Below are 14,190 nucleotides of genomic sequence, written 5' to 3'. Positions count from 1 at the left end.
AATTATTGCAAGTCAACTTTTACTGGTTCACAACTCTTATCTTTCCGATATATAATTATTGCTAAATTTTCCCTTTTATTTTTATTATCGATTGCTTTGATCGAAATGGTAGACCCTGAAGATTCAATCGCCAAAGATTCTAAACCCTTTGCTGGTCTAAAATTTGAGTTGTCAATCAAAAATCTATTTTCACTTTCATCATATAAACTAAATTCATACTCGAATGAATTATTAATGTCAAATGACAAATCATAATTACTTTCATGAGATGAAAATTTCACATTAGTGATTTCCTCTACACAATTTTGTGACAAGCTGGGATAACTCAATAAAAACAAACCAAATAAAATAAATAGAAAATATCTCATCTCACATATATTAATCAACTAATCAAATACAATTATAAGCTTAAATAACTTTTTTAAACCACAAATCTAAGGTGTTTTGGTACATATCTCATAAATTAATCGAAAGAAAGCAATAATTCTTTGAATTTACATACATACGGAAACAAATTCGTCTTCGGATTTTATAGCAATCCAAATATAAGTGATTCAGTTTTCTAAACAATAAAAAACAAGTAAAACTTTAAGTACAACAACTTAACTTTCTATCAAACAGTATCTTATATCGATAATTAGAATTTTTACAAATACGGATAAACCTTAATTCCACATAGGATAAAAGTGTTGATTTTGTATCTTTGCACAAAATCAGAGAATTTTAATTAAAAATAACAATATGGCTTTTGATATAGACATGATAAAAGCTGTTTATGCTGAAATGAGTGATAAAATCGCTGCAGCTAGACAGGTAGTCAACAAACCTTTAACCCTATCAGAAAAGATACTTTATTCTCATTTATGGGACGGCAAGGCAAAAAATGCATTTCAAAGAGGTAAATCTTACGTAGATTTTGCTCCAGACAGAGTGGCTATGCAAGATGCAACTGCTCAAATGGCGCTTTTGCAATTTATGCAAGCTGGAAGAGATCAGGCTGCTGTTCCTTCCACAGTTCATTGTGATCACTTAATCTTGGCCAAAGAAGGTGCTAAAGAAGATTTAAGAAGTTCCTTAACTGCTTCTGGTGAGGTTTTTAATTTCTTGGAATCCGTTTCAAATAAATATGGAATTGGCTTCTGGAAGCCTGGTGCTGGTATTATTCACCAAGTAGTTTTAGAAAATTATGCATTCCCTGGTGGAATGATGATTGGAACTGATTCTCACACTGTTAATGCAGGTGGTTTAGGAATGGTTGCTATCGGTGTTGGTGGAGCTGATGCAGTAGATGTTATGGCTGGAATGCCTTGGGAGTTGAAATTCCCTAAATTAATTGGTGTGAAGTTAACTGGAAAATTAAACGGTTGGACTTCCGCTAAAGATGTTATATTAAAAGTTGCCGGAATCTTAACTGTAAAAGGTGGAACAGGTTCAATAGTAGAATATTTCGGCCCTGGTGCACAATCACTTTCTGCAACCGGAAAGGGAACGATCTGTAATATGGGTGCTGAAATTGGTGCTACTACCTCAACTTTTGGTTATGATGATGCTATGGAGCGTTATTTAAGATCAACTGATAGAAATGATGTTGCAGATGCTGCCAATGAAGTTCGTGAGCATCTAACCGGTGATGATGAGGTTTATGCTAATCCTGAGCAGTATTTTGATCAAGTAATTGAAATTGATTTATCAACTTTAGAACCACATGTTAATGGTCCTTTCACTCCAGACAGAGCCACTCCTATTTCTCAATTAAAAGCGGAAGCTGAGAAAAACGGATGGCCAACTAAAGTAGAATGGGGATTGATTGGTTCTTGTACCAACTCTTCTTATGAAGATTTATCAAGAGCCTCCTCAATTGCAAAACAAGCTGTTGAAAAAGGCTTGAAAACAAAATCAGAATTTGGAATCAACCCTGGTTCTGAGCAAGTAAGATTTACTGCTGACCGTGATGGTCTTTTGAAAATATTTGAAGATTTGGATGCTACGATCTTCACCAACGCTTGCGGTCCTTGCATCGGGCAATGGTCAAGAACTGGTGCAGATAAAGGTGAGAAAAACACTATTGTACACTCTTTTAACAGAAACTTCTCGAAAAGAGCAGATGGAAATCCAAACACTCACGCATTTGTAACTTCACCAGAAATGGTAGCAGCAATTGCTATTAGCGGTGATTTAGGATTCAATCCACTAACGGATACTTTAACCAATGAAAAAGGTGAGCAGGTAAAATTAGATCCTCCTTTTGGAGCTGAATTGCCTGATGCTGGTTTTGCAGTTGAAGATAATGGATATCAAGAACCAGCTAAAGACGGTAGCACTGTTGAAGTAAAAGTTGCTCCTGATTCTAAAAGATTACAATTATTAGAAGGATTCGATGCTTGGGATGGTCAAAATATAACTGGTGCTAAATTATTAATTAAAGCTTTAGGAAAATGTACAACTGACCATATCTCTATGGCGGGTCCTTGGTTGAGATTCAGAGGTCATTTGGATAATATTTCTGATAACTGCTTAATTGGAGCTGTAAATGCTTACAATGAAGAAACCAATAAAGTAAAAAGCCAGATAACTGGTGAATATGGTGCTGTTCCTGCAACTCAGAGAGAGTACAAAGCAAAAGGAATTCCGACTATCGTTGTGGGTGACCATAATTATGGCGAGGGTTCTTCAAGAGAGCATGCTGCCATGGAGCCAAGACATTTAGGTGTTAAAGCTGTATTGGTAAAATCTTTTGCTCGTATTCACGAAACCAACTTAAAAAAGCAAGGTATGCTAGCATTGACTTTCGAAAACGAAGCGGATTACGACAAAATTCAGGAAGATGATACATTTAACTTCACTGATCTAAACCAATTTGCTCCTGAAAAGCCAATTACCATAGAAGCAGTTCATGCGGATGGTAGTAAAGATGTTATCAAAGCTTTACATACTTATAATGATGCGCAGATTGAGTGGTTTAAAGCAGGTTCTGCATTGAATAAGATCAAGGAGGAAGCGAAGGCTAGAGGATAATATTTAGATACTAGAATCAAGAGTCTAGATTCAAGAGTCAGATTAAAAGGAGTTTTCAAATTGAAAGCTCCTTTTTTTATTACTAATTATTTATACTCAATCCATATTTAGATGAAATCTAATTTAAGATTAAGATTTGACTCAACTTTATTGCATAATATTATGTATAATGCATACAATAGATAAAATACAAACATGAAAGACTTAATAACACCTAATAGATCATTAGCTAAAGAAACTGAAAAGAAACTAAATCAGCAGATTGAAATGGAAGGCAAATCATCTGCCTACTATTTGTCCATGGCTTCTTGGTGCGAGACCAAGGGTTATGTAAACTCTGCTAAATTCTTATACGACCATTCAGATGAAGAAAGAGGTCATATGCTCAAATTATTTAGCTACATCAATGAAGCTGGCGGACATGCTAGACAACCTGCTATTAGTGAAATCAGACATGAGTTCAACAGTTTGAGAGAAGTGTTTGAACTGATTTTAGAACATGAAATCAAAGTAACCAAATCAATTCACGAATTGGTAGATCATTGTTTCAGTACCAAAGATTTCACTACTTTCAATTTCTTGCAGTGGTTTGTAACCGAGCAAAGAGAGGAAGAAACCATCTCAAGAAGAGCCTTGGAAATATTCGATATCATCGGTGAAGAAGGTATGGGATTATGGCATATCGACATTGAGCTAGGAAAATTGCATGGTATTGATACAGTAGAAGAGTAATTCTAACTTTATTATATTTATAAACCCTCATAATTAAAAATTGTGAGGGTTTTTATTTTTCCATCCACCCCAAAACATCCCCCATCAAATTTTCAAAATCCACATCATGATGGATTTCGTGTTTGGATTTGGGATAGCTTTTGAAGGTGAATAAATTGCTATCTTTGGCAAATTCAGCTGTGGCATCGTGGGAAATGATCTTATCTAACTGACCATGAGCCAAAAATATAGGATGCTTAAATTTGTGTGTATTATGAATAAGGTACTCCCCTCCTTTCATGATAGAGCTAAATAATTTTGCTGATATTTTACTATGAACTAGGGCGTCATTTTCATATTTCTCAACCTCCTCTTTTATACTGGAAATATCCTCTGCTTTTAGTCCCGTAGATTGTATTAAACTTGGAATTATATCTGCCACCCAATTCCCTAAGTTCACTTTCCATTTTGGTGGTGCAAAAGCCAATTTAATCCATGGGGAAGTCGCTATTCCCGCTGTGATTTCATTGGATTGATCTTTGGCTAAATAATTCAATACAATGTTTCCTCCCATGCTGTGACCATAGAGATATAAATCAGCATTTAAATAATCAACCCTGATAAAACGAATGAAATATTCTATATCAGTCAAAAGCTGCTCCATTCCAGGAGCATGTCCTCTTTTGCCCTCAGAATTACCGTGACCTCTTAACGTTAAGGCAATAACAGAAATTCCTTTTCCATTGAAATGTTCCGCTACCTTTTGAAATCTTCCGGCATGCTCTCCATGACCATGAACAATCAATATTATCTTTTCAGGATTATCAGATTGAATATATTTTTGGACTTCTAACGATAAGTTATCTGAAGTTTTGAAATGTGAGATTTTCTTATCCATCATGGAATATAAATTAATTCAATACTATGTAAATAAATGCTGCAAAGGCTGCACCTGTTAAAGGACCAATAATTGGAATCCAACTATAAGCCCAATCACTACTTCCTTTTCCTTTAATAGGTAAGATTTGATGCATTATTCGCGGCCCTAAATCCCGAGCTGGGTTTATAGCGTAGCCTGTTGTACCTCCTAAAGCTAATCCTATTACCCAAACTAAAATTGCTACAGGTAAAGCTCCTAAATCACCCAAACCGATCGGAGTACTATTCGAGTCCATTAATTGAGGTGGAGTTGAGAAAAGAATAACTATAATTAAAACAAATGTTCCAATAAATTCAGAGATGAAATTAGTCTTTACATCTCGAATGGCTGGAGCAGTGGCAAAAGGTGCAAATAACAAGCCTTTATCATCCGTAGCTTCAAAATGTCTTTGATAAATTAGCCATGCACAAAAAGATCCAGATGCTGCTCCTAAAATCTGAGCTGGAATATAAATCCACAAAAGATTCCAAGCGAAATCACCTGTTATGGCCAAGGCTAAACTTACTGCAGGATTTATGTGAGCTCCACTATGAGGACCTGCGACTACTACCGCTATAAAAACTCCAAAAGCCCAAGCAGTAGTTATTACGATCCATCCTGATTGTGTACCCTTAGTTTTGGGTAAAACTACATTGGCGACAACCCCAGAGCCCATTAATATTAATAAAAATGTACCTAAAAATTCTGCTACAAAATAGTTCATCTGTTTTTATGATTCTAACCAATCTTGACTGCGGTCAACAGCCTTGTGCCAAAAATGCAATAATTTTTTAACTTCTTCTTTATCCATTTCAGGATTATAGGATTGTTCGGCTTCCCAAAGGGATTGCAAGGCATTCATATCTTTCCAATAACCTACTGCTAATCCTGCCAAGAATGCGGCACCCACTGCAGTCGTCTCGGTTATTTTCGGACGTGTAATGGTACAATCCACCAAATCAGATTGGAATTGCATTAGGAAATTATTTTCAGAAGCTCCACCATCTACTCTCATTTCTTGGGTTTTATGTCCAGCATCTTTTTCCATGGCTGCCAAAACATCATTTACCTGATAGGCAATCGCTTCCAAGGCTGCTCTAGCCATATGTGCTTTTGTAGTTCCTCTGGTAATTCCAAAAAATGTACCTCTCGCATCTTGATTCCAGTAAGGCGCACCTAATCCCGTCAATGCAGGCACAAAATAAACGCCTTCATTATCCTTCAAGGAAGTCGCCAGCGTTTCTGATTCACTTGCTTTTCTGAAAAGCTCCAATCCATCTCGTAGCCATTGAATGGCTGCCCCTCCTATAAAAACACTGCCTTCTAAAGCATATTGAACCTTATCTCCTATTTGCCAAGCCACAGTAGTCAATAATTTATTCTTGGATTTAACGGGTTCATCTCCAGTATTCATTACCAAAAAGCAACCTGTTCCATAAGTTGTTTTTGCCATTCCCTTTTCAGAGCAAAGCTGTCCGAAAAGTGCGGCTTGTTGGTCTCCAGCTATTCCTGCAATTGGAATTTTATGAGAAAACAAATCGCCTGCTGTGGTGCAATAAACTTCGCTGCTTGACTTTACTTCAGGCAACATAGATTCAGGGATCTCAAATAAATCCAGCAATTCCTTATCCCACTTTTTCTCATGGATATTGAAAATCATGGTTCGACTGGCATTGGTGATATCGGTAAAATGATGTTTGCCAGAAGTCAATTTATAAACCAGCCAGCTATCCACCGTACCAAAACATAAATCTCCATTTTCGGCTTTAGCCCTAGCTCCTTCTACATTATCTAAAATCCATTTAATTTTAGTGGCTGAAAAATAGGCGTCTATAATTAACCCTGTTTTATCATTGATCTTTTCAGATAAGCCTTTCTTTTTTAATTCATTGCAATAATTTGCCGTTCTCCTGTCTTGCCAAACAATTGCTTTATGGATGGGTTTTCCAGTGTTTCTATCCCAAACTATAGTGGTTTCTCTTTGATTGGTTATCCCGATTCCTGCAATTTGAGTGGGCGTAATATTTGCCTTTGTGATGGCTTCAGTAGCAACTGAAGCTTGGGAAGTCCAGATTTCGTTGGCATCATGTTCCACCCAGCCCGATTGCGGGAAAAACTGTTCAAATTCCTTTTGAGCAACCGCTACTATCTCGGCTTTTTCATTGAATAAAATAGCTCTTGAGCTTGTGGTTCCCTGATCGAGGGATAAAATATATTGAGATTTTTCCATAGTTTTATTGAAGTTTAATGTAAAAAACAGTCATTTTTAATTCAAAAAGCATCACTTTAAATAATCCCATAAAGCATATTGACTATTTACACATAATTAATTTATACTTTCATTCTTATTTTTAATTGCTTTCATCCTAATCAAACAACACCCCTAAAGTCCGCTCAAGTAACACCCCTATGATCCCCTCAAGGGGATATTTCTCACAGATTTACTTCAATAGTTAATAACAATTTTTATCACTTCTTTATACTAATAAATAAATGTCATTCCGTGCGACTCCCCCCTTGAGGGGGGCGAAGGGGGGTGTCCCAATGGACAAATTCAGCACCTTTCTTAAAAAGATTTACAACCACAGTAAAAATAAATTATTAATGTCTATCCAGTTATTAGCTAAATGATTTTTTAGGATTCAATTAAATATCGCATTGCCAATTTATTAAAATCTTTCAATTGCTTTTCAATCCAAGCTTCTTCTTTTCCTAATTCTTTCGCCATTAACTCTGCTACTTTAGGTGTCATTTCCATACTTGCCTTAGCATCCAAAAACAGAATTCTTATTCTTCTGGCTAAAACATCCTCCACTTTCATGGCCATTTCATTTCTGCAGGCAAAAATCACTTCTGCTTGAGTATAAGGATATTTTGGATGCAAGGGCTTATTCCATTCTGAGTTTTCATCCTGCAATTTTTTAATGGCTATTCTGTCCGCACCATAAACGCCTATATAATCGATTGGCTTTTCATTAGAATAACCATGAATTTTAATAGCTGCAGAGGTACTGTCCTTTAGTTTGTCACCCGTTATTTTGGAGAAATATTCCACTGTATCCTCTCCCATTTTACGAAAAGTAGTCCATTTTCCTCCAGTCAGCGTAATTAAGTTACTATCCGATACGATTACTTTATGGCTTCGAGAAATCTCTTTTGTCTTTTCACTTTCATCAGTTGGGGCTGCCAATGGTCTTAGACCTGCATAAACAGATAGCACATCGCTTCTTTGAGGTTTTTTGGTCAAGTACTCTTGAGCAGTTGCTAAAACAAAGTCAATTTCTTTCTCTAAAGCCGCTGGCTCCAATTTTGGCTTTTTACGCATAGTATCAGTAGTACCCACAACAATCTTATCATGCCAAGGTACCGCAAATAAAACTCGACCATCGCTGGTTTCTGGTATCATTAAGGCATCTTCTCCAGATAAAAACGAACGATCTAAAACCAAATGAATACCCTGGCTTGGTCGGATCATTTTCTTTGCTTCAGGATTATCTAATTGCAATATCTTATCAGCAAAAACCCCAGTAGCATTCACTACCATTTTTGCTCTTATATCATAATTATTTTTTGAGAACTGATCCTTTACAGAAAGTCCAGTTATTTTGCCTTCACCATTTTTATGGAGTTGATTTACTTTAAAATAGTTTAAAACAGCCACTCCCTTATCATCGCAGGTTTGTGCTATATTCAGTGCTAAACGTGCATCATCAAATTGCCCATCGTGATAAACAACCCCACCTTTCAAGCCTTCTTGCTTGATGGTCGGCAAACGCTCAATCGTTTTTTCTTTTGAGATGAAAGTAGATTTACCTAAGCTTAGTTTCCCAGCCATCCAATCATACATCTTTAAACCAACCGTATATTTCAATCGGTCAAAAAATGTGTAAATTGGGATCACAAAAGATTGGTTATGGGCTAAATGAGGAGCATTTTTCAATAATCTCCCTCTTTCCTTTAAAGCTTCCAAAACCAAGAAAACATCACCTTGCGCTAAATATCGCACTCCGCCATGCACTAGCTTCGTACTTCTGCTGCTCGTCCCTTTGGCAAAATCAGATTTTTCAAATAAAGCAACACTCAATCCTCTGGAAACAGCATCTAAAGCAACACCAAGCCCAGAAGAACCACCTCCTATCACCGCAATATCCCAGACCTTATCTATATCTGAAATTTGCTTTATGTTTTCTTTTCTATTCATTTTGTTTCGTTTGGTTCAAATATAACACTAAAAGAAAGATATCAAAAGAATAAATAACAATTTAGATTATTTTACCTTTCTTTTTATTTACTTTTAGTTTCTTTTTATGACTTTTAGTTATATTTTTGAGTCTATGACCATTGCAGAAAGACATAAATACATATTAACGCAGCTTCAGCAAGAAGGCTTTGTAAGTGTAAGTGATTTAAGCAATTCACTGGAAGTTACCAAGGTAACCATCCGAAAAGACTTAAAATTATTAGAAGATAAAGGCTTGCTTTATCGCTCTCACGGGAGCGCTACTTTGGTTTCGCCTTATGTAAATGAAAAGCCAGTTGATGAAAAGGAATTGGTGAATGTTGAAGAAAAGCAAGCTATAGCAAAAGCAGCAGTTGAATCTCTAAAAATGCATGAAGCTATTATTATTGGGTCGGGAACCACGGTAGGAGCATTTGCCCAAGCTATCCCTCGAAATTCTAATCTAACGGTTCTAACCTCCGCCATGAATGTTACCATGGCATTATTAGACTGCAAGGATATTGAAATCGTACAATTAGGAGGCGTTGTCAGGAAAGGCAGCTCATCCGTAGTCGGGCATTATGCAGAAGAAATGATGCAAAGTTTCGCTTGCAGTAAATTGTACTTAAGCGTGGACGGGATAAGTTTAGAACATGGCTTTACTACTTCCAATATGATGGAAGCCCATTTGAATGCAAAAATGATTGAATCAGTTCAGAAAACCATTGTCTTGGCAGATGCCAGCAAGTTTGGAAAGAAAGGATTTGGTAAAATTTGTGATTTAGAAGATGTTGACCAAATCATCACGAATAAAAGCGCTTCCAAGCAATTTATTACTACATTGGAAGCAAAGGGGATTGAGGTTGTCTTAGTGTAAATATTGTTAGACTAACGTACCTCCATAGTTATTAATAATCCTATATTTGCATAGCAAAATAAAAATTTAAAACACCTTTGAGAAGAATCTTCATCATACTATTTCTGTTCATCTTAATTTTAGCAAGCGGATATGGAATCTATTACTATTGGGACAAACAAAAAAGCTTAGATGCTTGGTCCTTAGTACCCGAAAACACCTTTTTAGTTTACGAAAACAAGAATCTAGTGGGTGCTTGGAACAGCATTCAAGAAAACCCAATCTGGAAAGATCTTCAAAACATAGAATACTTCTCCTCTCTTAAAAATAATTTTGAAGCATTAGATAGCTTATCTGGAAATAGCGGAATGCTTGATGAGGTTTTCAGAAATAATCATCTGCTGATAGGAATGTCTGTAATAGCTAATGACGATTTCGATTTTGTTTTTTACCAAACTTTAAAAAACACAGAACAGATTGAAGTCATTAAAAAAATAGAATCAAAATTTGATGAGTTTGAAAAATCAGAAAGAGTTTATAACAAAAACACCATCTATGAATTAAAAAGTGAAAAAAGCGAAAAAACCTTTAGTTATGTGCTTTTGAGGGGGAATTTCGTGGGTAGTTTTTCCCCAGTACTGGTTGAGGATGTGATCAGAAACTTGGAAAAAGATGAGGACAATTTTAAAGAAAGTATAGAGGAAGTATTCAAAATCGCCAATTTTCAAGACGACTTAGGAAACCTCTACATTAACTTCAACAGGTTAGATAAAATAGTCAAAACCTTTACCAAATCGAATCAATCGATCTTATTTAATATCCTAGCCCAATTTTCAGAGGGTGCCTTTCTTGACTTATTTCTGGATGGCGATGATTTGTATTTAAATGGATTCACATTCCCGCACGACTCTATCAGCTATTTGAATACCTACACAAACCAAGAAGGCGGAGACATAACATTAGAAAACTATTTACCCTCCAAAACAGCTGTTGTGCTGCATGAAAGATTTAGTGATGCTAAGGCTTTTCAGGATGAAAAATTTAAATTCTGGAATAAAATCGATGCTAAGTTTGGGCAAAAGAGAAACCTTTTAGCTGAGCAATATGATACTGATTTCAGGGGTTTCCATGAATTTATGGCTGGCGAAAATGCACAAGCTATATTGAACAGCAACCAAAACTTAGAAGAAAACAACAAATTGATTTTTATCAAGATGAATGATAAAAATGAAGGACTGAACAAATTCAATAGGTTGGCAGAAGAAGCTGCTCAGCTCAATCAAGATACATTGTACTATGAATTTTATGCGGAAAATGAAATAAGGGAATTAGTTATTGAAGAATTTCCTTACTATTTATTGGGTAAAAATTTTAAAGGCTTTTCGCACACATTTTTCACATCCATTGATAATGTAATGATTATTAGCAATGATATCCAATCTTTAAAAGAACTGATATTGGATATGGAAACAGAAAACACATGGGGAAAATCGATTAAGGAAAATCAGTTTTTAGAATCAACTCTTCAAGAATCCAACTTAAATGTATTTATAAATTTACCTCAAGCCTGGTCATTATTACTGAATAGCCTGAACGATAAATGGAGAAAAAACTTTAGAGAAAATGAATTTCCAATCAAAAACTTTGATATGCTGGCAATTCAATTTAGCCATGAAAATGATCGCTATTACAGCAATGTTGAACTTACACACTCAGACAATAAAGTCAACAATGAGATGAAACATTTTGATGAAGTGATGCAAGTTGAATTAGATGCTCCTATAATCAGTAAACCTTATGTAGTCAAAAACCACAACACAGGCTTATTTGAAACTTTAGTGCAGGATTCCGCATTAAACCTCCATTTAATATCAACCAATGGAGATGTCATTTGGACAGAACCATTGGGTGCTCCTATCATAGGCGATGTATTCCAAATTGATTATTACCAAAATAATAAACTGCAATATGCTTTCGCTACTACTGAAAAAGTATTCCTTCTGGATCGAAATGGTATCGCATTAGAGTACTTCCCAAAATCTTACGGTGAACCAAATATTGAAAATCAATACTTTAATGTAATTGATTATGATAAAAGCAGAACCTACAGACTGCTAATCGCAAAAGAAAATGGAGATATCTACCTGACTAGTAAATATGGAGATATGCTGGGTGATTGGAATCCATTGAAAATGAAAGATAAAATTGCGGCTAAACCAGAACATATCAGGATCAGAAGTAAGGATTTCATGGTGGTGCTTCAAGAAAATGGATTGGTTAAAGTCATGAGTCGAAATGGCGAAATGAAACCTAATTTTCCAGTCAATATAAATGATAGATTATCGAACAACCTATTCTTTGAAATTGGAAATAGCTTTGAAAGTAGTCATTTGGTCACTATTACAAATGGAGGTGCTTTAGCAAAAATCAGCTTTACAGGAAAGATAAAGGAGAAGGAACAACTTTATATGCCGAATAAAGAAACCTTATTTAAAATAGTCAAAAACACCTCTAACAGAAGCTACATTCTTGCAAGACAAGATTTGAGCAGAGTGAGTTTATTGCAGCCCTCTGGAGAAATGATGTTCGAAAAAGATTATATCAATCAAGAGGAAATGGAAATTCAATATTATGAACTAGCTCCAAACAAAGAAATTATTGCTGTAACTGATAAAAAACAAGCATTTACTTATCTTTATACAAGTGAAGGGCAATTAATAAACCAACAACCTATTGAGAGCATAGACGAAATTGCCTTGATCTATTACAATAAAGATAATGAAGTTCATGTGTATAAATGCCATGGAAACAAATTCAGTATTCTAAAATTCAAAATTTAATGATGAGATATTTTTTAATACTATTTCTACTTTTTACATACACCACTTTTGGCCAAAATGAGGAAACAAAAACCTTACCCAAAAATAGCTTAGCTACACCAAAAGCAACGGTCAACACTTTTCTTCAAAATCTTCAGGAAGAAGAATTTCACCCTGAAATTGCAGCAAAAACGCTCAATCCGAAACATATCAAAGGAAAAGATGCTGAATTAATCATTACTCAACTAAAACAAGTGCTGGACGGTGCTGGTGTATTAATTGATTTAGATGAAATTCCTGAAAACCCTAATTATTCAGATTCATCGGATCGGAAAAGATATTATTTATCTGAAATTGAGTTTCCTCAAATCTACTTAGAGAGAAGTAACGGGAAATGGTATTTTAGTAAAAAAACCATTGAGAAAATACCAGCATTGCATCAAGAAGTTTATCCTTTCGGGACAGACAAATTGATGAACATTTTACCAAAAATGGGAATGCAAAAAATCCTAGGACTTCATGCCTGGCAGTACATTAGCATTTTAATTTTAGTTATCATCTGCGTGTTAATTCACAAATTACTAAGCTGGTTTTTTGATTGGCTTATTTATCAATTGCTAAAAAACAAAGGCTATGGGAATATTGCCCACGACTATATCATGCCTGTTGCTAGGCCTTTTAGTCTTTTAATCATTGTCGGAATTTTAATTATTCTGATTCCAGTTCTGCAACTACCTATTACCTTCAATCATTATTTCATTTTGTTGCTTAGGGCACTGCTACCACTTTTCGGTACGATGATGGTGTACAAAATTGTAGATATTTTAGGCGAGTACATGCTGAAAAAAGCAGCCCAAACTGAAACTACAATGGACGACCAGATTGTACCCATTCTGAAAAGGGTATTGAAAATTTTTGTGGTCATCATTGGTTTTCTTTATATCCTCAACAATTTAAGGTTTGACATTACCGCTCTCCTTGCCGGTATTTCGATTGGTGGTTTAGCTTTTGCATTAGCCGCTCAAGACACCATTAAAAATTTCTTTGGCTCCTTAATGATTCTTTTTGATAAGCCTTTTCAAATAGGTGATTGGGTGACAGCTGGAGACATTGATGGCACTGTTGAAGAAGTAGGTTTCCGTTCAACAAGAGTGAGAACCTTCAGAAATTCATTAATTACAGTACCTAATGGTAAATTAGCCGATATGGCGGTTGATAACCACGGCTTGAGAAAATACAGAAGATTTTACACCACCATCACCGTCACCTATGATACTCCTACTCATTTAATTGAGGCTTTCACTGATGGATTAAAAAAAATAGTTGAAGAACACCCTAAAACCTGGAAAGAATTCTATAACATCTATTTCAACAATATGTCTGCTTATTCATTGGACATTATGTTTTATGTGTTCTTAGATGTCCCTACCTGGGGAGAGGAATTGAAATATAAAGAAGAAATTTTACTGAGCATAATGAAATTAGCTAAGCAACTCGGAATCAATTTTGCTTTCCCTACGCAAACTTTGCACATGGAAAACTTCCCTGGACAAGCCTCGTTATCTCCAAAATACGTAGAAAAAAATCAAGTTTCGGAAAAATTGAAAGACTTCTTTCAAACGTCAAATCCGAAATAGATTCTAATTTTAGA

General features: G+C 35.5%; 10 protein-coding genes. 5 read left to right on the top strand and 5 right to left on the bottom strand.

The window, feature by feature from the left end:
- Window positions 1-2: 2 nt before the first annotated feature.
- A complete protein-coding gene (locus FTRAC_RS18805) occupies window positions 3-368 on the bottom strand; it encodes a hypothetical protein (RefSeq protein ID WP_013455877.1) in 366 nt (121 codons plus the stop codon).
- Between the two features lie 373 nt (window positions 369-741).
- Here FTRAC_RS18805 and FTRAC_RS18800 point away from each other — a divergent pair, with 373 nt between their 5' ends.
- Together FTRAC_RS18800 and FTRAC_RS18795 are read left to right on the top strand one after the other, a co-directional pair.
- Entirely contained in the window at window positions 742-3,015 is a 2,274-nt protein-coding gene (locus FTRAC_RS18800; RefSeq protein ID WP_013455876.1) for an aconitate hydratase, read from the top strand.
- A 195-nt stretch (window positions 3,016-3,210) separates the two neighbouring features.
- Window positions 3,211-3,747 carry a ferritin gene (locus FTRAC_RS18795; RefSeq protein WP_013455875.1) on the top strand — a complete coding sequence of 179 codons (537 nt, stop codon included), beginning with the start codon at window positions 3,211-3,213 and terminating at the stop codon, window positions 3,745-3,747.
- A gap of 52 nt (window positions 3,748-3,799) precedes the next feature.
- Here the strand turns inward: FTRAC_RS18795 and FTRAC_RS18790 are convergent, their stop codons facing one another.
- From FTRAC_RS18790 to FTRAC_RS18775, 4 genes are all read right to left on the bottom strand, one after another.
- Window positions 3,800-4,627: an alpha/beta hydrolase gene (locus tag FTRAC_RS18790; protein ID WP_013455874.1), complete on the bottom strand. Its 828-nt coding sequence runs from the start codon at window positions 4,625-4,627 to the stop codon at window positions 3,800-3,802.
- Between the two features lie 10 nt (window positions 4,628-4,637).
- Window positions 4,638-5,369, bottom strand: a complete 732-nt coding sequence (locus FTRAC_RS18785; protein WP_013455873.1) for an MIP/aquaporin family protein — start codon at window positions 5,367-5,369, stop codon at window positions 4,638-4,640.
- Between the two features lie 6 nt (window positions 5,370-5,375).
- Window positions 5,376-6,875 carry a glycerol kinase GlpK gene (glpK, locus tag FTRAC_RS18780; protein ID WP_013455872.1) on the bottom strand — a complete coding sequence of 500 codons (1,500 nt, stop codon included), beginning with the start codon at window positions 6,873-6,875 and terminating at the stop codon, window positions 5,376-5,378.
- Between the two features lie 405 nt (window positions 6,876-7,280).
- Window positions 7,281-8,846 carry a glycerol-3-phosphate dehydrogenase/oxidase gene (locus FTRAC_RS18775; protein ID WP_013455871.1) on the bottom strand — a complete coding sequence of 522 codons (1,566 nt, stop codon included), beginning with the start codon at window positions 8,844-8,846 and terminating at the stop codon, window positions 7,281-7,283.
- Between the two features lie 133 nt (window positions 8,847-8,979).
- Between FTRAC_RS18775 and FTRAC_RS18770 the strand changes: the two genes are divergently transcribed.
- The 3 genes from FTRAC_RS18770 to FTRAC_RS18760 all read left to right on the top strand — a co-directional run bounded on the left by FTRAC_RS18770 (window position 8,980) and on the right by FTRAC_RS18760 (window position 14,176).
- Window positions 8,980-9,741, top strand: a complete 762-nt coding sequence (locus tag FTRAC_RS18770) for a DeoR/GlpR family DNA-binding transcription regulator (RefSeq protein ID WP_041650956.1) — start codon at window positions 8,980-8,982, stop codon at window positions 9,739-9,741.
- A 77-nt stretch (window positions 9,742-9,818) separates the two neighbouring features.
- Window positions 9,819-12,560 (top strand): hypothetical protein, encoded by a 2,742-nt coding sequence (locus tag FTRAC_RS18765; protein ID WP_013455869.1) that lies wholly within the window; start codon window positions 9,819-9,821, stop codon window positions 12,558-12,560.
- The gene (locus tag FTRAC_RS18760) at window positions 12,560-14,176 is read left to right on the top strand and encodes a mechanosensitive ion channel family protein (RefSeq protein WP_013455868.1); all 1,617 of its coding nucleotides are present in this window, start codon (window positions 12,560-12,562) and stop codon (window positions 14,174-14,176) included. The genes FTRAC_RS18765 and FTRAC_RS18760 overlap by 1 nt, the downstream gene beginning before the upstream one ends.
- Window positions 14,177-14,190 lie beyond the last annotated feature (14 nt).

It is taken from the genome of Marivirga tractuosa DSM 4126, from assembly GCF_000183425.1.
Classification (GTDB): domain Bacteria; phylum Bacteroidota; class Bacteroidia; order Cytophagales; family Cyclobacteriaceae; genus Marivirga; species Marivirga tractuosa.
This window is presented reverse-complemented; position numbering and strand designations above follow the sequence as displayed.